Origin of the sequence: Moraxella sp. CTOTU47616, from assembly GCF_032017465.1 — a bacterium.
GTDB classification, from domain to species: Bacteria; Pseudomonadota; Gammaproteobacteria; order Pseudomonadales; family Moraxellaceae; genus Faucicola; species Faucicola tetraodonis.
The window spans coordinates 306,822-328,253 of record NZ_DALZPU010000003.1 but is presented as its reverse complement, the minus strand read 5'-3'; the positions used below and the strand labels follow the sequence as shown (position 1 = coordinate 328,253).

Annotated in this window: 17 protein-coding genes; 9 read left to right on the top strand and 8 right to left on the bottom strand. The window is 44.8% G+C overall.

From position 1 onward, the window contains the following. Positions 1 to 176 precede the first annotated feature (176 nt). Positions 177 to 962, bottom strand: coding sequence for a transglutaminase-like domain-containing protein (locus RTS10_RS05680; protein WP_219332153.1), 786 nt, complete (start codon positions 960 to 962; stop codon positions 177 to 179). Positions 963 to 1,215: 253 nt separating this feature from the next. Here RTS10_RS05680 and RTS10_RS05675 point away from each other — a divergent pair, with 253 nt between their 5' ends. From RTS10_RS05675 to rapA, 3 genes are all read left to right on the top strand, one after another. Then, positions 1,216 to 1,671 (top strand): diacylglycerol kinase, encoded by a 456-nt coding sequence (locus RTS10_RS05675; protein WP_007115648.1) that lies wholly within the window; start codon positions 1,216 to 1,218, stop codon positions 1,669 to 1,671. A 43-nt stretch (positions 1,672 to 1,714) separates the two neighbouring features. Next, positions 1,715 to 2,527: a DUF72 domain-containing protein gene (locus tag RTS10_RS05670; protein ID WP_100285164.1), complete on the top strand. Its 813-nt coding sequence runs from the start codon at positions 1,715 to 1,717 to the stop codon at positions 2,525 to 2,527. A 112-nt stretch (positions 2,528 to 2,639) separates the two neighbouring features. Further along, complete coding sequence (gene rapA / locus RTS10_RS05665) at positions 2,640 to 5,489, top strand: RNA polymerase-associated protein RapA (protein WP_312539556.1); 2,850 nt, start codon at positions 2,640 to 2,642, stop codon at positions 5,487 to 5,489. Between the two features lie 155 nt (positions 5,490 to 5,644). On the opposite strand, the gene RTS10_RS05660 is transcribed toward rapA, so the two are convergent. Then, on the bottom strand, positions 5,645 to 5,851 hold the full coding sequence (locus tag RTS10_RS05660; protein ID WP_076776500.1) for a hypothetical protein: 207 nt from the start codon (positions 5,849 to 5,851) through the stop codon (positions 5,645 to 5,647). A 167-nt stretch (positions 5,852 to 6,018) separates the two neighbouring features. Between RTS10_RS05660 and RTS10_RS05655 the strand changes: the two genes are divergently transcribed. Then, positions 6,019 to 7,911: a putative nucleotidyltransferase substrate binding domain-containing protein gene (locus RTS10_RS05655; protein WP_312539555.1), complete on the top strand. Its 1,893-nt coding sequence runs from the start codon at positions 6,019 to 6,021 to the stop codon at positions 7,909 to 7,911. Positions 7,912 to 7,963: 52 nt separating this feature from the next. Continuing rightward, positions 7,964 to 8,611: a 3'-5' exonuclease gene (locus tag RTS10_RS05650; RefSeq protein WP_312385900.1), complete on the top strand. Its 648-nt coding sequence runs from the start codon at positions 7,964 to 7,966 to the stop codon at positions 8,609 to 8,611. 75 nt (positions 8,612 to 8,686) lie between these two features. Here RTS10_RS05650 and RTS10_RS05645 read toward each other — a convergent pair whose 3' ends face one another. Further along, positions 8,687 to 9,448, bottom strand: coding sequence for a hypothetical protein (locus tag RTS10_RS05645; protein ID WP_312539554.1), 762 nt, complete (start codon positions 9,446 to 9,448; stop codon positions 8,687 to 8,689). 294 nt (positions 9,449 to 9,742) lie between these two features. On the opposite strand from RTS10_RS05645, the gene RTS10_RS05640 reads away from it, so the two are divergent. Then, entirely contained in the window at positions 9,743 to 11,551 is a 1,809-nt protein-coding gene (locus RTS10_RS05640; protein ID WP_312539553.1) for a D-alanyl-D-alanine carboxypeptidase/D-alanyl-D-alanine-endopeptidase, read from the top strand. A gap of 19 nt (positions 11,552 to 11,570) precedes the next feature. On the opposite strand, the gene RTS10_RS05635 is transcribed toward RTS10_RS05640, so the two are convergent. After that, the gene (locus tag RTS10_RS05635; protein WP_312539552.1) at positions 11,571 to 12,170 is read right to left on the bottom strand and encodes an NUDIX hydrolase; all 600 of its coding nucleotides are present in this window, start codon (positions 12,168 to 12,170) and stop codon (positions 11,571 to 11,573) included. 20 nt (positions 12,171 to 12,190) lie between these two features. Continuing rightward, positions 12,191 to 12,361 carry a hypothetical protein gene (locus tag RTS10_RS05630; protein ID WP_224054535.1) on the bottom strand — a complete coding sequence of 57 codons (171 nt, stop codon included), beginning with the start codon at positions 12,359 to 12,361 and terminating at the stop codon, positions 12,191 to 12,193. A 168-nt stretch (positions 12,362 to 12,529) separates the two neighbouring features. Between RTS10_RS05630 and RTS10_RS05625 the strand changes: the two genes are divergently transcribed. Then, positions 12,530 to 13,090, top strand: coding sequence for an NUDIX hydrolase (locus tag RTS10_RS05625; RefSeq protein ID WP_007115639.1), 561 nt, complete (start codon positions 12,530 to 12,532; stop codon positions 13,088 to 13,090). Between the two features lie 382 nt (positions 13,091 to 13,472). Beyond that, positions 13,473 to 14,864 carry a patatin-like phospholipase family protein gene (locus RTS10_RS05620; RefSeq protein ID WP_312539551.1) on the top strand — a complete coding sequence of 464 codons (1,392 nt, stop codon included), beginning with the start codon at positions 13,473 to 13,475 and terminating at the stop codon, positions 14,862 to 14,864. A 91-nt stretch (positions 14,865 to 14,955) separates the two neighbouring features. On the opposite strand, the gene dapC is transcribed toward RTS10_RS05620, so the two are convergent. The 3 genes from dapC to parC form a co-directional block, all read right to left on the bottom strand. Next, complete coding sequence (gene dapC / locus RTS10_RS05615) at positions 14,956 to 16,164, bottom strand: succinyldiaminopimelate transaminase (RefSeq protein ID WP_312539550.1); 1,209 nt, start codon at positions 16,162 to 16,164, stop codon at positions 14,956 to 14,958. A 162-nt stretch (positions 16,165 to 16,326) separates the two neighbouring features. Then, positions 16,327 to 16,680 carry a hypothetical protein gene (locus tag RTS10_RS05610; protein ID WP_095356598.1) on the bottom strand — a complete coding sequence of 118 codons (354 nt, stop codon included), beginning with the start codon at positions 16,678 to 16,680 and terminating at the stop codon, positions 16,327 to 16,329. A 198-nt stretch (positions 16,681 to 16,878) separates the two neighbouring features. After that, positions 16,879 to 19,131 (bottom strand): DNA topoisomerase IV subunit A, encoded by a 2,253-nt coding sequence (parC, locus tag RTS10_RS05605; RefSeq protein WP_312539548.1) that lies wholly within the window; start codon positions 19,129 to 19,131, stop codon positions 16,879 to 16,881. A 515-nt stretch (positions 19,132 to 19,646) separates the two neighbouring features. Between parC and RTS10_RS05600 the strand changes: the two genes are divergently transcribed. After that, a complete protein-coding gene (locus RTS10_RS05600) occupies positions 19,647 to 21,368 on the top strand; it encodes an AMP-binding protein (protein ID WP_312539570.1) in 1,722 nt (573 codons plus the stop codon). Positions 21,369 to 21,432 lie beyond the last annotated feature (64 nt).

Genomic DNA, 21,432 nt, shown 5'->3' with positions numbered 1-21,432 from the left:
GTTCGCCCATGTGAGAGTAGGTCATCGTCAGCTCCCTATTCCAAATCACCCCCCCTTACATCAGTAAGGGGGGGGTTGGTCTTTGGAATTCTCAAGGAAGTTTTGCATATTGACGTTGAAAAATTGGCATAAAAGCCTTCTAACCAAGGCTTCAATCTCAGATGTTTATGCCAAAATTAATCGATTTTTTCAACGTTAACTTTCATATCTTTTAATTCAAATGGCGCGAAAAAAGTCGCAAAAGCAACATCCGCAGCATCCCTTCCATAACCTAAGATCACACGACCGCCTTTGGGCGATGATTGCGTTGCGTCAAATGTGTACCAACGGTCGCCAATAAAAACCTCATACCACGCATGTAAGTCCATTGGGTCAAGTTGATATAAGTAGCCAACTACCATGCGAGCGGGCATATCTAATGCCCGTGACAGACTAATACCCAAATGGGCAAAGTCACGACAAACGCCCTTTTTATGTTGCCACGTATCTAGTGCTGTGGTCTCTGCTGTACTACTCCCATATTGGTAAGTAAAGTTTTGGTGAATATAGGCGCAAATTGCCGCCGCTTTGTCATAACCTTCGGCAAAGTTTTGGGTTATCATTTGGGCTTCTTGAAGTAGAAATTCTGGTAGACAATAGCGACTGGGTAACAAATATACCATTGTATCTGAAGGCAGCTGCTCAATCGGTGTTTTTGGCATACCGGGTGCGACATCTATCCATTCACTGGTGTATAGTTCAACTGTTAGGCGAACTTGGTAATCCCCCATCGGAAATAAAACCCTGTCACATAAGTTACCAAAATTGTCGTTATAGCTTGTAACTGCTAGGGGTGGCGTTACTTGCCATTCTTCTTGAGTGATCTGCTGTGCTAACCCTGATTGCGGTCTTAGTAGAAACACCGCAGGGGTTGGCTGAGAAAAGTGATAATCGAGTTGGCAAGTGGCGCGTAATTTCATCATAGATTTTTCATCAAATAAGGTGACAACACTAACTGAAAATTGCAAGGTGGAGTGATTGCTGCAAAAAAACTAGCAGAAAGCTTAGAATTTATGCCATTATCAGTAAAATGGCAATCAATATTTATAGATTTTATTTGCATTTAAATTCGCATGATTCAAAGCTTGGCTATCAATGCTCGCGGCAGTATATATTGTGAAAATTATAGGATTAATCTATGGTAGAATGAGAAAATTTTTATAACCCATTACCATCATGACATCACCTAGTTCAAATCAGCGTCCTGATAAGTTTGCTAGCCATTTAGCCAACCATTTAGATGGGTATGCCGCGCAGACCAAGGGAAAAACGGGTCTCAAACGTATCATCAATGCCGCAGGTTACTCGAAAGATGGTTTAGTTGCGGCATATCAAAATGAAGCGGCTTTTCGACAGGTTGCATGGCTCAATAGCATTTTATTAGTTGTGCTGATTTTTTTACCTTTTATGATGCCGATTAAAATGATACTGGTGTTTTCATCGTTTTTTTCTCTTATCGTCGAGTTGTTTAATACCGGTATTGAAGCGTCAATTGACCATACATCGACAGAACGTCATCCGTTGGCAAAGATTGGTAAAGATGTAGGTTCTGCCGCGCAGCTATTAGCCTTGACGATGCTGTTTTTGTTATGGATGATGGCGCTATATACGACTTTTATTAATTTCTATTAATCAATGCTGGGCTAATTTTGCAATTGAGTAGAACCAATTTTCTATGAGCATCTATATCGGAACAGGGGGATACAGTGATACGGATTTTTTGGGAATCCTATATCCCGCTGACACCAAAAAAACCGAATTTTTAACCGAGTATAGTCGTCATTATGCCACTGTTGAAATCAATAGTAGCTTCTATGCGCCTTTAGGTCGAAAAGCGTATGAAGGTATGCTCAAAAAATCCAACGGGCAGCTAAAATTTTCGATTAAGATTCACCAAGATTTTACCCACCGATTAACCGCCACTGCAGAGACCGCGCAAGCTTTTTTGCAGGCGATTGAACCTATCTTGACGGCAGATTGCTTGGCTGCGTTATTGATTCAATTTCCGCATGGTTTTGATAGAACGGTGGCACATCGTCAGTATTTGGCAACCTTGACCAGTTGGTTTGATGGGTTACCATTGGCGATAGAGTTTCGCCACCAAAGCTGGCATATCCCGCAAGTTTACGCCAGTTTTCAGCAGCAAAATTTGATTTGGTGTAGTGTGGACTACCCAAATATTCATGGTTTACCGCCCAGTCGGCTGTTGTTTACTAGCCGCATCGGTTATTTACGCATGCATGGGCAAAACTTAGACTGGTGGGATGCCCATTCGGCGGCCGAGCGGCATGATTATCGCTACAGTAATGTAGAAATGCAAGCTTGGGCAAAGACCATTGCCAATCAACAAGCCAATTTTGATACCTTGTATATTTACTTTGAAAATACGGTAAAAGGTCACGCGGTGTATAATATTGAGATGCTCACACAAGCGCTCATAACCGAAGGTATCACAGTCGTCAGTCCGTTGATAGCGAATGATGAATAACTAAACAGCAGCTATCAACAAAATCATTCACTTGAAAATGTAATTTTTGCTATCATAAACAGTTTTACTTTTCATCATTTAAATTTCTAATTTGGAAGCATGGTTAAGCGGTATGACTGATTTTGCGATTGGACAACGTTATCTGTCGGATACAGAGAATGAATTGGGGCTGGGCGTCGTCGTGCTCGTTGATGAACGCTGTGTGCATATTTTGTTCCCGCAAAGTGAAGAAACGCGTGTGTATGCCAAGACATCGGCGCCTTTGTCGCGTGTGACCTTTAAAGCAGGGGATACCATATATGACCAAGATGGCGCATCGTATGTGGTCAGCGATTTTGAAGAAGCCAATGGCGTCTATAAATACTCGGTTGAAGGTCATGACCGTGCGATTATGGAAACGCGCCTTGCGGCTAATATTAATTTGGCAAAACCACTTGAGCGCTTGCTCGCCAGTCGTATCCACCAAAATGATTGGTACGAACTGCGCCAAGAGCTACTGCGTACCCAAGCCTATTTGGCGTCTCATCCACTAAGAGGCTTGATGGGTGCACGTGTCGATATTATTGAGCATCAGCTGTATATCGCCCATGAAGTAGGTAAACGTATCGCGCCGCGCGTGCTGCTTGCCGATGAGGTAGGGCTTGGCAAGACGATTGAAGCGGGTCTCATTATTCACCAGCAACTCATCACCGGCAAATCTGAGCGTATTTTGATTTTGGTACCTGATAGTTTGCAGTACCAATGGATGATTGAAATGCGTCGTCGTTTTAATCTTGAATTTGCTATTTTTGATTTGGTCAGAACCGCAGCGATTGCAGAGCATGACCCTGAGCAAAATCCTTTTACGACTGAGCAGTTGATTATTGCCAGTATCGATTTGCTACTCGACCATGAAGATTTGCATGAAAAAGCCTTGGAAGCGGGGTTTGATTTGCTGGTTGTGGATGAAGCGCACCATCTGCATTGGGACAGTGAGCAAGGGGGCAATGACAAATACGATTTGGTTGAAGATTTGGCTGAACAAACCGCAGGTGTGTTGTTACTCACAGCAACCCCTGAGCAGTTAGGTTTAGAAAGCCATTTTGCGCGGTTACGATTGTTAGATCCCAATCGTTTTAATGATTTAGACGACTTTATCGATGCAGAAGAAAATTTTGCGCAAACCGCAGCAATTGCTGAGGTGTTATTGAGTGACCAATCGCTGTCAGATAACCAAAAATCAGCGTTAGCTCAGTTGTTAGGTCACGACATCAGTGATGACGAGCAAGGTCGTGCGCGCGCCATCAATGAATTGTTAGATCGTCATGGTACTGGTCGTGTGCTATTTCGCAACACCCGTGAGAGCGTGTCTGAGCTTATTTCTGGCTTCAAAGGTCGGCGCTCAATGGCGTATCCGCTGCCGCTACCGATAAGTTGGCAAGACAGTTATCACACCCAAGGTAAATTGCGCGAACAATTATGGCCAGAAGAGTTACAGCCCGATGGCAGTTGGCTGGAACAAGACCCGCGAGTGCCTTGGTTGGTTGATTTGCTTAAAAACACCTTAAAACATCAAAAGGTGCTACTGATTGCGCGCAGTGGGGCAACGGTTGAGAGTTTAGAGGCAGTATTACGATTGCATGCGGGCATTAAAACCGCGATTTTTACTGAGCAGATGACCCTACTGGAGCGCGACCAAGCGGCTGCGTATTTTGCCGATATTGAAGGCGCGCAAGTATTGTTGGCGTCTGAAATTGGCTCTGAGGGGCGTAATTTTCAGTTTGCCAGTGATTTGGTGTTGTTTGATTTGCCCGCCAATCCTGATACATTAGAGCAGCGGATTGGCCGCCTTGACCGTATCGGTCAGCAAAACGAGATTACCATTCATGTGCCTTTTGTCGAAGGCACGGCAACTGAACGTATGTACCGCTGGTATAACGAAGCGCTAAACATTTTTAACCAAATCTCACCCACGGCGCAAACCGTTCAAGAGCAGTTTATTGTGGATTTAAAACCGCTACTTGAAGGGCAAAAAGTCGAAGATGAGGGTCAAGAAATTACTTTAGATCAGTTGATTGAAGAAGGCAACGCCCAGCGCATCGCACTAGAAGCAGCCATGCAAGCAGGGCGTGACAGACTGCTTGAATACAATTCTTGTCGCCCGCGTGTGGCCAGTAAAATCGCTTACACCATGCGTGATTTTGATGATACCCACATGTTGCCACGTTTGTTTGAACGCTTTATGTCGTCCATCAATATGGAATATAGTGGACAGCGTGATGGCTCATTGATGCTGCATCCGAGCGATGAAGTGCAAGTGCAAGGACTGGCCGTACCTGAAGATGGTATGACCTTGACCTTTGAGCGTGACCAAGCGTTACTACGCGAAGACATGGAATTTATGACTTATGAGCATCCTTTGATGCAAAGTATCTTTGAAACGGTCAACGCAGGCACGTTTGGTAATACCACGGTTGCAACTTTGCAAAGTAATGCTATGCCTGAAGGACTGGTATTGGTCGAAGTCAATTTTCGTGTTGAAGCGATTGCGCCAAAGCTACTTAATTTACCCGCATTTTTGCCAAAGCCGCTCATTCGGGTGTTTTTAAGCCAGCAAGGGACTGATTTTAGCGATAAAATTGCGCCTGATATGATTGTGTCGCATATTCATCGTTTGGATAAAACCCGAGCGCGTCAAGTCATCAAAGCGCGTAAAGACATCATCGAAGTGCGCTATGAGCAAGCAGTAACATTGGCAAACCAGCAATTACCTGCGATAAGTGAGCAAGCCAAAGAGGTATTTAATCAGCGCTATGAGCGTGAAGTGGAGCGCCTGCAATATTTGCAATCCATCAATCCGAATGTACGAGACGCAGAAATCAATCAATTAAAACGTTTGCAAGAACAAGGCTTACATGCACTAGGTCATTTATCCTTAATTCCTGATAGTATCCGTGTGCTAGTCGCTGTCAAGCCCGCTTAATTGTTGTTTTGAATTTAGGTTAATTTAGGTTAAAGGTCAGCTTATATTAGGCTGACCTTTGTTATATGTTTGCATTTTCCATTTTGTGGTTAAGACCAGTTACCAGGTCTAGTTGCCAGGTCTATTTATCAGGCTTAGTTAGCAAAGCTAGTTATTTACACCTCAGGATTCACCACACTCATACTAAATTTAAGTCCGATACTAAGCAGTACAATCGCCAGTGGCAACAGCACCATCGCAATGCGTTGGGTTTTATACCTAACAGGCGGCTCCTTACTAACTTTAGATAATAAAAAACATAGCATACCCGCGACCAATGTCAAAATCCCTAGACCTAAACAAAGAAAACCTAAATAATTCATCTGTTTACCCATTACCTATACTGATATGTTTGACGGGTGTAAATTACACAATACGACCCATCGATATTTGTTGAAACACGATTGTTGCCTTAGACAACTTTGATTATAATCTAACAAGACTCATAGGACATGAGATTTATTTTTAGCCGCAATACAAGGATGGTGATATGAGTGGCTCGACGATACAGACTTTAGACATACAACATCTATACCAGTCCCCGTTTGATACACTAAGCGCTCAGCAGCGAACCTATCTGCAGCAGCACAGTAAAATCGTCTATTTGGACAACTTGCAGCCCATACCCACTGGATGGCAAGGGGATTTTTTTATTCTCCTTAAAGGCTTTGTTCATCAATTACAAGGTGATGCGTTGATTGCTACCTTAAATGCAGGCGATTGGTTTGATACCAAGGTCAGGCAAAACGGTGTGTTCAACTTTATCACCCAGCAGCAAAGTCTGATGTACCGTATCGATGGCCAAGTGCTAAGCGCAATCACTGAGCAAAATCCCAGCTTAAAAAACGCCTTGTTTGCCGATGTCGCTGCCCGTCTTAACCATCACCAAGCCCGCCTTGCCCAAAGTGAAAGTCAAAAACTGCTATATCAACCGATTGCCAATTTGGGACAGCATATCAAACCACCGCATTTTGTCGATGATACGGCAACCCTATACGATGCCACCATGGCGATGAACCAATTTGACATCAAGCATATTTTGGTTAAGTCACAAGCGCGAATGACCGAAGCGGAGCGTGACAAACTCATCGCACAAGGCGTCGAAAAATCCACCATCGCAGCGTATGTCGAGCGCATCGGTATTTTTACCCAAACCGATGTGTGCCGAGCGATTGGACAAAAAGTTGATTTTGCCACTACGCCTGTGCTGGACTTTACCAATTTTAAAATCCATACCGTGCATCAATCGCAAGATGTCAGTGAAGCCTTGCTAACCATGCTACAAACTCGTACCCACCGTTTACCCATTATTGACAGTCAAGGTCAAATCATTGGGATTTTGGGGCAAACCGAATTACTGAGCTTTTTAACCAACCATTCCAATCTTATCGTCGCTCGTATTGAGCAAGCGCAGAGCTTAGAGGATGTTGCGGTGGCGGTGGAATTGATTGGTAAATTTATCCGTGAGCAGCACGCCAGCGGCATCAAAATCCATGTTATCAGCCGTATGGTGCAAAGCTTGAATTTACAAGTGTTCGCCAAGGTATGGCAGCTGATTGTGCCTGCTATCACCTTCTACAATACCTGTCTGTTTGTGATGGGCTCAGAAGGGCGTGGTGAACAAATCTTGCGTACTGACCAAGACAACGCGCTAATTATCCGCAATGGTTTTAAAGATGACAATCTGCCCAGCTATGCGGCGCAGTTCAATGAGGCATTGGCGAATATGGGTTATCCCTATTGTGATGGCAAGATTATGCTTAGCAACGAGCGTTGGCGAAAAACTTCAACCGCCTTTGAAAAACAAATCACCGCATGGTACGTGAGTGGCAGTAGTGAAGATATGATGTGGATTGCGACCTTAGTCGATGCGCATTTTGTTTGCGGCGATATTAAGCTCTTTGAGCAGCTGCAAAAACATTGGCAAGTCAGCGCGAAAAATGTGGCGACTAGCAACTTTATCAACCGTTTTGCCAAACCAATTTTGCAATTTGGCGATAGCAGTGGTTGGTGGCAAAAATTTGTCGGTGGCAGTGAGACTGATATTGACCTAAAAAAAGCAGGGATATTCCCGATTGTCCATGGCGTGCGAGCCTTGTCACTGGAATATCATATCACTGATACCAACACCAGAAACCGGCTGCAGCAGCTGGCACAGCAACACGTGCTAGATGATACCATGGCGCAAAATCTGGCAGAAGCACTGGATTTTTTTATGGCAAAACGACTGGATGTGGCATTGACCACACAAGATAGAAAAGCGCGAGTGGTAAATCCCAATCACTTATCAGCCCTAGAAAAAGACTTGTTAAAAGAATGTTTGGCGATGGTCAAAGATTTTAAAACCTTTATTACCCATCATTATCGCCTAGATATTTTTTAATTAAAGATATTTTTTAACGAAATAGATAGTGTTAATTGCCTAGAGAAAAACCATGTTTAATCGCATCAAAAATCTGTTCGACGGTCAAAAACTTGAGCGACAAAAACAGCGGCTCAGCAAGCCGGAGTACGCTTATCTGTTTGATAACCCGCTATCTAAAGTCCCCAATGAGTGGGTGAGCCTAGATCTAGAAATGACCGGGCTTAATGCCAAACAAGATTATATTTTAAGTGTCGGTGCAGTACGGGTACGCAAAGAAAGTGACGGGTTTGTGATTGATACCGATAGCGCGCTGTCATTGGTATGCCGTCCGCCTGTGATGCCCACCGATGACACCATTGTGATTCACGGATTAAGACCGATAGATGTCGACAATGGCTTATCGTATGACGAGATGCTCACCCAATTATTGCCCATGCTTAAAAACCGTCCGATAATTGGGTTTTGTGTGGACATGGATATGGCGTTTTTAAATGCCATTGCCAAACCGTTTTTAGGGGTGGAACTGGCTAATAAACTTGTCGATGTCAGTCGCTTGTATCAACAAAATCAGCATCGACATGACCCCAGCCAAGTTGGGCAGTTACCACACCTCAATCAACTGCTAGAAGAATACCAAATCCCGCGATTACCTGCACATAATGCCCTCAATGATGCCATTATGACTGCCATGTTATTCACCCACTTGATGCAGTCATAGCGGGCTTATGAAGTCATAAAAGCTAACCGACATAAAAAAACTCTCATCATGAAAGTTTTTTATCTAAAAATGACTTTATTTTTTGCTAGCCGCGGCGTCTGCGCCTTTTGGTTTGATGCCTGCTTCCTCAGTTAATTGCATCAACATGGTACGGGCTTCTTCGGCAGATTTTTGCGCTTTTTCCATCGACTTAGCAATTTCTGGATTGGTCTCTGGGGTTGCCGTTGGTTTTTTGATTAAAGCCGCCGTACCGGCACGGCTATTGGTGATACTTTCAACCATTTTATCGCGGGTTTGTGCGACACGCGGGTCATTAAATTTTAGTTTGTTGAGCGTGGCTTTTTGCAAGTCTAACTGTGCCACCACTTCTTTAAAGAAAGCTTGTTGGTCAGCAGGCGTTTTGGCGTTTTGCATTTTTTTTGCCATGTCTGCTTGTTTGGCTTGGGTAGTGCGGTCAAGCTCATTTAAGGTTTTAAATAACTGAGTCAAATCCGCTTTTAGGGCAAGATTGGGTGTTGCAGCCGCGGCATTATTGGCGGCAACTGTAGGGGCGCTGCTAACGTTGGCGGTTTTTTCTGCAGTCGCTGGCGTGGTGACAGTAGTTGTGGTTGACGAAGCGGTGGTGGTAACAGCAGCAGCACTAGCAGGCGCGCTAGAGATGGCTTGGGATGCTGCCAAAGGTGCAGTAGTCGTAGAAGCTGACGTGGTGGTAGTCGTCGTTGCAGAAGCAGTGGTGGTTGCGGCTTTGTCATCTTTTTTTGAGCATGCAGATAACGCTAGCACGACACTCATAGCACCTATAGTCATGGCAGAGGTGGCGATAGATTTGTTTAACATAAATTTTTTTAACCTAAATAATTTTGACCCAACACCCCAAAGCAAGGGGTCAGCGTTCTCGATTGAAACCCAAAACGGCAATAGCAGTGACTGCAATGTAGTAATTAGGCGACAGTTTAGCAAATATCTGAAAATTGAAATGTAGAGAATTGCAACAGAAGGCTACGGCAGTTTGTCTAAATGCCTTAATTTTAGCCGATTTGCTATGAAATCAGGTGGATTTTTATGGCAAAAAGCGCTAAGGTGGCAGCTTATTTTTGTCTAGTATAGATTCGTCACATTGTTGCTGTTGTTATGAAAAATTCACGCCAATCCGTGGGTCTGCAAACCCGCGTTACTCAATTATTGTCTTTAAAAACGGGTTTATTGCTAGGGATGGCTTGTTTATCCTTGGTGGGTCATACGTCAGATACCACACAAGTCCAGCCGCCAATGACGACTGACCCAGTGACCAAGCAAAGCCATGCAGTCATGGGGCAGCGCGATCCAGTCAACAAGCTACCTGAAGCGATTCAGGCCAAACTTGCCCAAGCCCATATTCCGACCGATAGTATGAGCATGGTGGTACAACCGTTAACGGACAATCCGCAAAATGCAGCGTCGACTACACCCCAAACGCCTTTGTTTAGTTATAACGCTGATGTGCCACGTACCCCTGCATCTACGCAAAAACTGATTCCCACTTATGTGGCGCTTGATAGTTTGGGCAAAGACTTTGTTTGGCAAACCAAATTGTATCAGCATGGTTTTGTGTGGAAAGGCACGCTTTATGGTGATGTGATTGTGCAGGGCAGTGGCGACCCAAAACTGGAAAACGAGCGCTTGTACCAGCTGCTTGCCATGATCAAAGCACAGGGTATTAAGCAAGTACAAGGCAATTTAATCATCGACAATCAGCAGTTTCAAGGGGTGGATTTTGATGTTAATGCGTTTGATGGTAAAGGCTTACGTCCTTATAATGCCCAGCCCAATGCTTTGTTGACCAATTTTGGTACGGTGGAAGTGGATTTAGTGCCACTGCCAAAACCCAATGCCGCACCGGTCGTAAAACCTAATACCAGCAGTGTCACGCAACCCACAACATCAGCTTCGACAGATATCGACAATCCCGCGGCAAATCTTGAGCAAATCCAAAGCAAACCCTCGATTAATCCCAAAGACGTAGCGGCGTATCAAGTCAGTCTAAAGCCTGCGCTGGCAAACTTTACTATGCCTACAACACTTAAAGCCAGTCAAGCGCCTTGCAATAACAACCAAGACGATTGGATTGGGACATTGACGTCCACAGGATTGAGCTTTCACCAAACCGCGTCCGCCTTCTGTGGTGAGCAAAAGCGCTATCTGACGTTTCCTGATGGAGATGTACTGGTTAAACAACAAATCATCGCCGACTGGCAAAAAATCTTGCCAAATTTTACAGGGAATATTGAATTTGCCAACCCTGCAGTGCCCTATATGCAGCAAGCCAAGGCGATACCGCAAGCGCTACCTTGGTATATTCGCTTATACCTAAAATACTTTGGCAAACCCTTGACCCCAAAATTGGTTGGCTATGTCGCCTCCAATCCATTGCATGAGCAAATCAAAGACATCAATCAGCACTCCAACAATGTGATGACAGAACAAATCGCCTTGTCGCTACCGCTGTATGCCGACAAGCAGCGTATCAGTACTTATCCAAAAACCTTTGCCTACATCCACCAGTGGTGGCAACAAAAGCTGCCCCAAGCACAGCCCCCTGTGATGACTAGAGCCTCAGGTTTATGCCGTGATTGCCGCGTGGCGCCCAATAGTATGTTAGCGCTGCTAACTCTCGCTTATCATTCACCCAATTTTACCGTATATCGTGATTCGTTGGGCGTGGCAGGCGAGTCGGGTACCATCAAAGCGCTGAAATTGCGCCAGCCAAATAACCCTGCCATTGGGCATGCTTGGATCAAAACAGGCACGCTCGATAATGTCACCAGCATGGCAGGCTATGTTCAAGGCAAATCAGGAAAATGGTATGCAGTGGTTGGGATGATTAATGCCGACAATGTCAAAAATAATAGCAATGCCAAAGCTGTGCTGGATGAAATGCTAGCGTGGACAGCGCTGCAGTGATTGGTTTGTGGTTGATTGGCTATTTATCGTGAACATTAAAATACCAATCAATCTGGCGGTCGAATCCCATTTCTAGTAGGCTTGCGGTGATGCGTCCAGTCAAGCCCCACACGGTCTCGCCATCAATGATAAAGCTGGGTGATACCATCACTTGGCGACCCAAATCATACGCATAATCGATAGTCGGCTGGCGAATAAGCGTGGCTAAATCCGCCCAAAATAGCCTTGCAATTTCGCACATCTCTGGCACAAGGTTAACGCTGGGTGGTATCACCCCCACAATCGGCTTGACAGGTCTGCCGCTTTTGGCAAATTGTAGGGGCAATTCGCCGAGCACAGTCACTTGACTGGGATGAATACCCGTTTCCTCATGCGTTTCTCGTAACGCGGTAGCTTGGTTGCTATCGTCCGTGTCTTCGCGTCTACCCCCTGCAAACGATACTTCGCCGGCATGTTCTCGCATATCCGAAGCGCGCAACGAGTACAAAATTTTTGGCTCAGCTTCATTGGTAATGGCGATGAGTACCGAATACGGCTGCGGCGTGGGATCGAATGGCAGTTTTGCGATTCGCTCTGCCAGTTGGGTCAGTAAAGGACTTTGAAATTTAGTTGTGGACATATTTTTTAATTCATCAAAATTTAATGGGCAATTTCGCAATGTTTATAGGGCGCTTTAAGTTGACCGAATTTATCTAAAACTAATTGTCTATTGTCGATATCACTACCAAGCGGTAAAGCTGGCATAGCTGAGACAGGTTTTTGCATATTAGGCTGGGTATGCGGCGCGCTACAACCTGCTAATAATCCCAAACTTAATACCTAGCTAAACATCAAGCTAGATACCAAGTTAAATACTAAGCTAAACTTTCTCATAATCAGCTGCTCAAATCATTTTTATCATGTAAAAACCTGCAATCAATGCTACCATACTTAAAACGACTTTCACCTTACAAAACATAAAAATAATAGGAAAATACCATGCCTTACTGCCTGCAATGCGGTCATCTAGCCGAAACCAAAATCCCGCCGATGGACAGTCGTCCGCGCATCGTGTGTCCGTCTTGTGGCTACATCCATTACGAAAATCCCAAGGTCATCAATGGCTGTTTACTCATTCATGAAGGTAAGGTTTTGCTCTGTCGCCGCGCGATTGAACCGCGTCATGGTTATTGGACGTTGCCCGCAGGCTTTATGGAGCTTGGCGAGACCATGAAAGATGGCGGCAATCGTGAGTGTTTTGAAGAAGCCGAAGCTATCGGTAGTGCATTAGAGTTATATTGTCTATACGACATACCCGATATCGGACAGATTCATGTGATGTTTATCGGCTCGCTCAAAGATGGCAAATTTGGGGTGGGCATCGAGAGTCTAGAATGCGCGCTGTTTGCCGAAGAAGACATTCCTTGGGAAGACTTGGCGTTCCAAAATGTCATTGAAACACTGCAACATTATTTTGCTGACCGCAAAGCAGGGGCGACGCTCGGTAATTTCCCCATCCATCAGCAAGTGATTGTCAAAGACGTGCATTTGGGCGATTAACTGTCCATTTGAACGGTAAATTTTAAACGGCAAATTGTTAGCTAAAAAGATACGGGCGTAGCGCATAGGCTCTAAATATCTAGGCTCCAGAATTTAGGCTCCAGATATTTAGGCTTCAAATATCTCCGCTCTAAATACCTACGTTCTAAATACAACAATGATTGAGCCGCTTTTTTTACTATAAGTCAGTTTTTTAAAATTGCGTGTATTCACCTTTATGCAATATGCAATTTATGTGTAATCAAAGGTTCATGAATGACAAAATCCTAAAAAAAGTCACGCATATATCATTTTGTCGCTATAAAATCTTGCTACAATACTTGAGTGATATATCTTCTATACTAGATAAAAAAACAATATATTTATGGATGATGAGATTACTATGTCGACTAGAAAAACCATTTCCACACCTGCGCAACCACCCCAGCCGGTAACTGATACTTCATCACCAATCACGGCGATAGAACCGCCAAACCCAAACCCCAATCAGCCCACACCACAAGGCACGCCACCACTCAAAGAATTAGTCAAACAATACGATAGCGTATCGTTGCTGCTCCAAGGTGGCGGTGCGCTTGGTGCCTACCAAGCAGGGATTTATGAAGGGCTGCATAAACAAGGCATCAAAATCGACCGTATCTCAGGTATTTCAATCGGCGCGCTCAATACCGCCATTATCGCAGGTAACCGTCCAGAGAACCGCTTGGCAGCGCTACAAGGGTTTTGGAACACCATCACCCATCGTAACTACACCCCTGCAGGGCTGAACATCTACCGTCAAACGGCCAATGAGCTAGATAAACTCAGCAAGATTGACATGGTAAGCCATTTTATGCCTTGGATATTTGAAAATGGCTTTTTAAAGCAGCAGTTGCGGGTGATGGAATCTACCGCTGAGGCTTGGCAAACCATGATTGAAGGACAGCGTGGCTTTTTTAAACCGCGTTATTTTGTGCCGTATGACACCACCCCCAATCACTTAAGCTATTATACCACCGACAAGCTGCGCGAAACCCTGGAGCGTTATTGTGATTTAAAACTGGTCAATGACGTCAATCGGATGAAAGTATCGGTGTCTGCGGTCAATGTGCGTAACGGTAACTTTGCCATTTTTAGCAATGAAAATGAAGAACTGCACTACGATCACTTTATTGCATCGGGTGCACTACCGCCAGGTTTTCCAGCGGTTGAGATTGATGGGGAGTATTATTGGGATGGCGGATTGGTGTCCAACACGCCGCTCAATGAAATCTTAAGCCATGAAGAGCACCTCAAGCAATTGATTTTCCAAGTGGATTTGTGGAATGCCAAGGGCACGGTGCCAGAGAATATGATGGAGATTGACGAGCGCATCAAAGACATTCAATACTCTAGCAAAACCCGCATGGTTACTGACTTTATGGCGCAAAAGCTGCGTTATACGCGCCTTATCAAAGAGTTACTCAAAATCATCGATGACGATGCTAAAGTTGATAAAGTTGAAGAACTGTGCGTCAACAAAGCCCGCGAAATGACGGAAGTCGGTGTCAAAAACGTGATTCATCTGATTTATCACAAAAAGACTTATGAGCGTGGCTATAAAGACTATGAGTTTAGCGCCTCGACCATGCGAGAGCACTGGGAAAGTGGCTTACAAGATATTGAGAACACGTTTCGCCACCCAGATTGGTTTATGTTACCTGAAACCGATGACATCTTTGTCAGCCATGACATCCACCAAAAACGCAAACGACTGGCACAGGTCAGTACCCTGCTAAAAAATCTTGAAGACTAGCAGTCGTTGTACGTTGAATCTTTACAAGCTGAATGCTTATAAAAAGTCAAAAAAAGTGATGGTAGCTAGCCATCACTTTTTTTATGAAAAATCACACCAAATTTGATAAGTCTAAGCTCAGCAATCGGTCAATCGCCTCGCTGCTTTGTGCGATATCTGCAACCAATGCCATCCGCACATGGTTTTTACCAGCGTTACCGCTGTTCTTTTGGTATGGGGGCGTATCACGAGACAGGTAACGCCCTGCAAGCGCATGGATATTTAGCTGTTCATAAATCACTTTGACAAACTGCTCATCATTTTGTACCGGCAACCAAAAATAAAAACCGGCATCAGGACGGCGTAACGGTAATTTGTCTGACAGCTTGTCTATCCACAAATCAAACTTTTGGCGATATAGTTTGCGGTTTTCTTCCACATGGGCTTCATCTTGCCACGCGGTAATCGAAGCCAGCTGATGATGAATCGGCATCGCACAGCCTTGATAAGTGCGGTACTGGGCATACGGCGCTAGTAGCTTGGCATCACCTGCCACAAATCCTGAGCGCATGCCAGGTAGATTGGAGCGTTTTGACAGCGAATGAAACACCACGCAATTGGCAAAATCATCGCGTCCGAGTTTGGCGCAGACTTCAAGTAGTCCAATTGGTGGCACCTCAAAATATAGCTCACTGTAGCACTCGTCACTGGCTAGGATAAAGCCGTATTTATCCGATAGCTCAACCAGACGCTGCCACTGCGCCATATCCATCACTGAGCCAGTTGGGTTGTTTGGACTACACACAAAGACCAGTTGGGTCTTCTCCCAAACCTCGCTTGGCACGCTGTCATAATCACCGACAAAGTTATTGTCGGCGGTACAATTGACAAAATATGGCTGTCCGCCAGCGAGCAGCGTCGCGCCTTCATAAATCTGATAAAACGGATTGGGCATCACTACGTAAGGTCGTTTGCTATCCTCACGGTCAAATGCCGCTTGTACAAAACTAAATAGCGCCTCCCGTGTACCCATCACAGGTAATACTTGGGTGTCGGCATTTAATTGTTTGACCTGGAAACGGCGCTGTACCCAATCGGCAATCGCTTGGCGCAGCTCGGGCAAACCGTTGGTGGTGGGGTAATTTTGAATTTTAGCCAGATTGTCTTTGATGACGTCTAGCACAAACTGTGGCGGCGTGTGCTGCGGTTCACCGATACCTAGTTTAATCGGGGCATAGTCTGGGTTTGGGGTGATGCCTTGTAGCAAGGTTGCCATCTTGGCAAACGGATAAGGATGCAAAAGCTGTAATTGCGGATTCATAAGGGGTTGGCTGTCCATATATGCGAGAGAGCTAATTTTAAAAACACTCTGATTTTAAAAATATTGGGGTGTTAAAAATACTGTGAAAAATGAGGTTACTTTACCCCGAATCGCTGAGTTTGCCAAGATTGAACCAAAAGTTTGCTAAAAGTTGATACCCAATTAACGTTTTGAACCATGAGCTTGGGTGATGTTCCGCTCAAAAAAATGGGTAAAGGTGAGTATCAAGGTAAAAAGGGTGGGGAAAAAGCAGGTGTTTACTATATCATGCACACTGCCTTGCCAGTACCAGTGCTTGTCGATTATAAGCTGGTCATGTCTGTCTAGCACTTCACCCATGCTGGCAGCAGCAATCACCGTGAATAAGGCAATAAGCCAACGATAGCGGTTATTTTTAAAAAGTAGACTTGTGATAAGAAATACCCCAATACCGACATAAATATGTAGGGCATCTCGCTCTAAGCCTGTGAAGCTAACGATATGAGTTTTGATGTCTTGGAATACGAAGTCGTACATAGAAAGTTTGATTTTGATTGAAAAGTTGGCAGAGAATAGCGATTTTCTGCCAACGGTTAAATACGGTTTTTGTGTTGAATTATTACGAGACTTTAAGCATAAAAAGTAAGCATAAAAAATGCCTTTAACAAAAGGCATTGATTCAACAGCGAATGAGCTAAAACTAAATTAATTAGAACTAAATCAGCTAGAGCTTAATTAACTAGCTTTGCTGATAGCACTCACCTTTTGAAACCCTTTCGGCAGAAGTGTCCCGCGTCGACCGCGTGTACCGATAAAATTGGCAATATCCATCGGTTTGAGCGTCAAGGTACGTTTACCACTGTCCAATGACAAACTATCCCCTTCGCTAAACGTCGTGATGGCGACTACGCTGTCACCGTCTTTTAAATCAATCAGCTTGTTGCCTTTACCTTTTTTCATCATCGGTAACTCAGTCAATGGGTATACCAGCAAATGCCCTGCCGAGCTGACCACGCCAACTAGCGTATCTTGCTCACCAATTTGGTGGGTTATTAAACTAAAAGCGTCATCAAAATTAATCACATTTTTGCCCGCTTTTTGGTTGGTATCAAGATCAGCAAAGGTGTTGATAAAGCCATAGCCTTGCGAGCTTGCCATGATGAGTTTACTGTCATCTTGTCCCATCAGCACATTGACAAAACTTGCCCCACCCGTGGGTTTTAGCAGGCTTGTGAGCGGCTCGCCTTGCCCCCGAGCAGAGGGTAAGGTATGGGCATCGAGGCGATAGCTGCGACCGGTGTTATCCATGAGATAGACTTTTTCATTGGATTTGCCTTGCGCATGGGCAAGATAGGCATCGCCCGAACGGTAATTCATATTGGCGGCATCGACATCGTGCCCTTTGGCGGAGCGAATCCAGCCTGATTTTGACACGATGACCGTTACAGGCTCGCTTGGGGCTAGGTCAGTTTCTTTAAGCGCGGTGGCTTCCGTGCGTTCTACAATCGGCGATTGGCGTTTGTCGCCATGCTCTTTCATATCGGCAGTGAGCTCTTCAATCATTAAACCAGTCAATTTGTCTGGGTTGTTCAAGTAGGCTTCGATTTGGGCTTTTTCTGCTTCTAGGTCACTTTGTTCACGTTTTAGCTCAATTTCTTCAAGGCGTGCCAATTGACGCAGACGAATGTCCAAAATCGCGTTGGCTTGGATTTCGGTCAAATCATAGCGCGTCATCAATTCTGCTTTTGGGTCGTCTTCCTCACGGATGATACGGATGACCTCATCAATATGCAGATAGGCAATCAGCAAACCTGCCAAGATATGTAGGCGCTGCTCGATTTTATCCAAGCGGTATTGCAAACGGCGCGTGACGGTATCTCGGCGCACAGAGAGCCATTCGGTGAGAATGGTAAGCAGTGATTTGACTTGGGGTTTGCCATTGGTGCCAATCATGTTGAGATTAACGCGGTAATTACTCTCAAGGTCGGTACTGGCAAACAAATGGCTCATCATCGGCTCGATATCAACACGGTTAGAGCGCAGCTCAAGCACGATACGGCAAGCGTTTTGGTGGTCGGATTCGTCATGGATGTCAGTTACCCAAGGCAGTTTTTTGGCATTGATTAAATTGGCAATTTGCTCAATGATTTTATTACCGGAGATTTGATAGGGTAGCGCATCGATGATGACTAAGTTTTTTTCTTTGTCATCGACATGATAAGTAGCACGCATTTTGTAGCTACCACGACCCGTTTTATATAGCTGTAGCAAATCCTCAGGCGAGGTGATGATTTCTGCTTTGGTCGGCAAATCGGGTGCAGGGATGTACTTTGCCAGCTCTTTTTCTGTCATTGTGGGTTTTTTAAGTAGCGCAATGCAGCCTTTGACCACTTCAGATAAGTTATGTGGCGGGATATCGGTTGCCATACCGACCGCAATGCCCGTTGTGCCGTTGAGCACGATGTTCGGCAGGCGAGCAGGCAAGGTGACGGGTTCTTGCAAGGTGCCGTCAAAGTTGTCTTGCCAATCGACAGTGCCTTGACCCAGCTCGTTTAGCAAGGTATTGGCATAAGCCGATAGCTTGGCTTCGGTGTAGCGCATCGCAGCGAAGGATTTTGGGTCATCAGGCGAGCCGAAATTGCCTTGACCGCTAATGAGTGGATAACGGTAGCTAAACGGCTGACTCATCAACACCATGGCTTCATAACAGGCTGAGTCGCCATGCGGATGGTATTTACCAATGACGTCGCCGATAGTGCGCGCTGATTTTTTGGGTTTGGCAGTATTTTTGAGCCCAAGCTCGCTCATCGCATACACGATACGGCGCTGCACAGGTTTTAACCCGTCGGCAACGTGTGGCAATGCCCGGTCCATGATGACGTACATCGCATAGTTCAGATACGCGTTTTCGGTAAATTCAGCGACTGAGCGAGTGGGGTTATTCAAATCGTTTGGTTTGGTAATTTTTGCTACAAAGGTATCGGACATAATGGTTACTTAATCAATGACAAAAAATAAAAGAAAGTGCAAAAAAAAGAAAGTGCAAAAGAGAGATAACAAGTATGAGGAAATATCATAAAGCTTGAGAGTAGAAAAACAAGTATTAATCCATGACATGGCAAATTTGCCCAGTTTTACACGTCAAAATGTGTCGCAAAAACGCCTTTTAAAGATAACTGGATACTGTAGCCGCTTTAACGGTCAAATAATGGATAACCATTTCGATGCGAAATCATTTTTATCATCCCATAAGTACAGAGAATAGGCTTGAGAATTGAGTAAATATTTAGTATGTTAATAGTACATTTGGCCGCGATTTTTAATATAATTTTTAGTAGTGGGATGGACCTTTTTATAAAAATTCTTTTAATTATCAATATGCTATTCGCTGATAGACCGCATACCTAAGGAAAACATTTCTCATGAATGAATCAACCACCTCAGCTCAAATCCCTGACAACAATGCCCAAGACACTGCGCCCATCGATACTCCCATCGATAATATGGAAGCGCAGCCACATGCGCCAAAGCTTACCGATCATCATGAGAAACCTTGGTTAAAGACTTATGAGCATTACGGCATGAACTATAACATACAAATACCCGGTGACGAAGTCAGCCTAATGAATGTTTTTGAGAAGAATTTCGAACAATTCAATGGTAGTGATGCCTTTGTGTGTATGGGTAGTAGCATGACCTATCGTCAGCTAGACACTTATAGCCGCCAAATCGCGGCGTATTTGCAGGGTTTGGGTCTAAAAAAAGGCGATACCGTTGCAGTGATGATGCCAAATATCTTGCAATACCCAGTGTGTATGATTGGTATCATCCGCGCAGGTTTTATCTTAGTCAATGTCAATCCACTATACACCGCTCATGAATTAGCCCATCAGTTAGAAGACTCACAAGCCAAAGCGTTATTTATCGTTGAAAACTTTGCCAAAACCTATCAAGATATCGGCAAAAAAATGGTTGATCACGTTATTGTCTGTTCAATCGGTGATTTGATGGGTACGTTTAAAGGTATGCTAGTCAATACTGTGGTCAAGTATGTCAAAAAAGCCATTCCAGCTTGGCAAATTGACGGGCATGTGACCTTTAAGAGTGTGATCAAGCAAGCTTCTGCCAGTCGCTATCAGCGACCAGAAGGTATCAAGGGCAGTGATATTGCGGTACTACAGTATACTGGCGGCACCACAGGGGTTGCCAAAGGGGCGATGCTTACCCACAGTAACTTGGTATCCAATATGCTACAGTGCCAAGAGTTCGCCAGGCAAGTATTCCCCAATCAAATGGTGGGTGAGTACGTCGTCGTTGCCTTACCGCTCTACCATATTTTCTCATTTACCGCCTGTGCGCTACTAGGTATGAACATGGGCTTTACGGTTGTATTGATTCCAAACCCCCGTGACATGGACAGCTTTGTCAAAGAACTAGCAAAATATAAGCCAGTCTTCTTCCCAGCGGTGAACACATTATTTAATGGCTTGGCGCACCACGCCGGTTTTCGCGCATTAGACCACAGCAAATTGCGTTTGTCGCTAGGGGGTGGTATGTCGGTATTGCCTTCAACCGCTGAAGAGTGGAAACGTATTACAGGTACCAATATCCTAGAAGGCTACGGCTTGTCCGAAACCTCACCCGTTGCCACCCTAAACCCCTTGGCACAAGAGCAATTTAGCGCCAAAATCGGTATCCCGATGCCCAACACCGACATCAAACTGCTCGATGACAACGGCAATGAAGTCGCAGCAGGTGAGCGTGGTGAGATTGCGGTTAAAGGTCCACAAGTGATGAAAGGCTACTGGCAGCGTCCTGAAGCCACTACAGAAGTAATGACAGCAGACGGTTATTTCAAAACCGGTGACATCGCTGTCATTGATGAGCAAGGCTACTTCAAAATCGTTGACCGTAAAAAAGACATGATTTTGGTATCAGGATTTAACGTCTATCCAAACGAAGTTGAAGAGGTGCTAGCGGCGCATCCTAAAGTGTTGGAAGTCGGGGTGATTGGGGTACCGAGCGAAAAAAGCGGTGAAGTGCCAAAAGCGTTTGTGGTACGTAAAGACCCAAGCCTCACCGAGGAAGAGTTGCTGCAATACGCACGAAGCGAGTTAACCGGTTATAAACGTCCCCGTAAAGTTGAGTTCGTGGATGAATTGCCAAAATCAAATGTTGGCAAAATCCTGCGCAAAGAACTGCGTAAACTTGAAGAAAAAAAGTAAGCTAACGCTCGTTGCCAAAACCCAGCTTTTCTATATCAGATTAGTTGGGTTTTTTATTGCATCG

Coding starts and splice junctions, on each gene's coding strand:
- RTS10_RS05680 (WP_219332153.1), bottom strand. CDS start 962: ATGATGAAATTACGCGCCACTTGCCAACTCGATTATCACTTTTCTCAG.
- RTS10_RS05675 (WP_007115648.1), top strand. CDS start 1,216: ATGACATCACCTAGTTCAAATCAGCGTCCTGATAAGTTTGCTAGCCAT.
- RTS10_RS05670 (WP_100285164.1), top strand. CDS start 1,715: ATGAGCATCTATATCGGAACAGGGGGATACAGTGATACGGATTTTTTG.
- rapA (WP_312539556.1), top strand. CDS start 2,640: ATGACTGATTTTGCGATTGGACAACGTTATCTGTCGGATACAGAGAAT.
- RTS10_RS05660 (WP_076776500.1), bottom strand. CDS start 5,851: ATGAATTATTTAGGTTTTCTTTGTTTAGGTCTAGGGATTTTGACATTG.
- RTS10_RS05655 (WP_312539555.1), top strand. CDS start 6,019: ATGAGTGGCTCGACGATACAGACTTTAGACATACAACATCTATACCAG.
- RTS10_RS05650 (WP_312385900.1), top strand. CDS start 7,964: ATGTTTAATCGCATCAAAAATCTGTTCGACGGTCAAAAACTTGAGCGA.
- RTS10_RS05645 (WP_312539554.1), bottom strand. CDS start 9,448: ATGTTAAACAAATCTATCGCCACCTCTGCCATGACTATAGGTGCTATG.
- RTS10_RS05640 (WP_312539553.1), top strand. CDS start 9,743: ATGAAAAATTCACGCCAATCCGTGGGTCTGCAAACCCGCGTTACTCAA.
- RTS10_RS05635 (WP_312539552.1), bottom strand. CDS start 12,170: ATGTCCACAACTAAATTTCAAAGTCCTTTACTGACCCAACTGGCAGAG.
- RTS10_RS05625 (WP_007115639.1), top strand. CDS start 12,530: ATGCCTTACTGCCTGCAATGCGGTCATCTAGCCGAAACCAAAATCCCG.
- RTS10_RS05620 (WP_312539551.1), top strand. CDS start 13,473: ATGTCGACTAGAAAAACCATTTCCACACCTGCGCAACCACCCCAGCCG.
- dapC (WP_312539550.1), bottom strand. CDS start 16,164: ATGAATCCGCAATTACAGCTTTTGCATCCTTATCCGTTTGCCAAGATG.
- RTS10_RS05610 (WP_095356598.1), bottom strand. CDS start 16,680: ATGTACGACTTCGTATTCCAAGACATCAAAACTCATATCGTTAGCTTC.
- parC (WP_312539548.1), bottom strand. CDS start 19,131: ATGTCCGATACCTTTGTAGCAAAAATTACCAAACCAAACGATTTGAAT.
- RTS10_RS05600 (WP_312539570.1), top strand. CDS start 19,647: ATGGAAGCGCAGCCACATGCGCCAAAGCTTACCGATCATCATGAGAAA.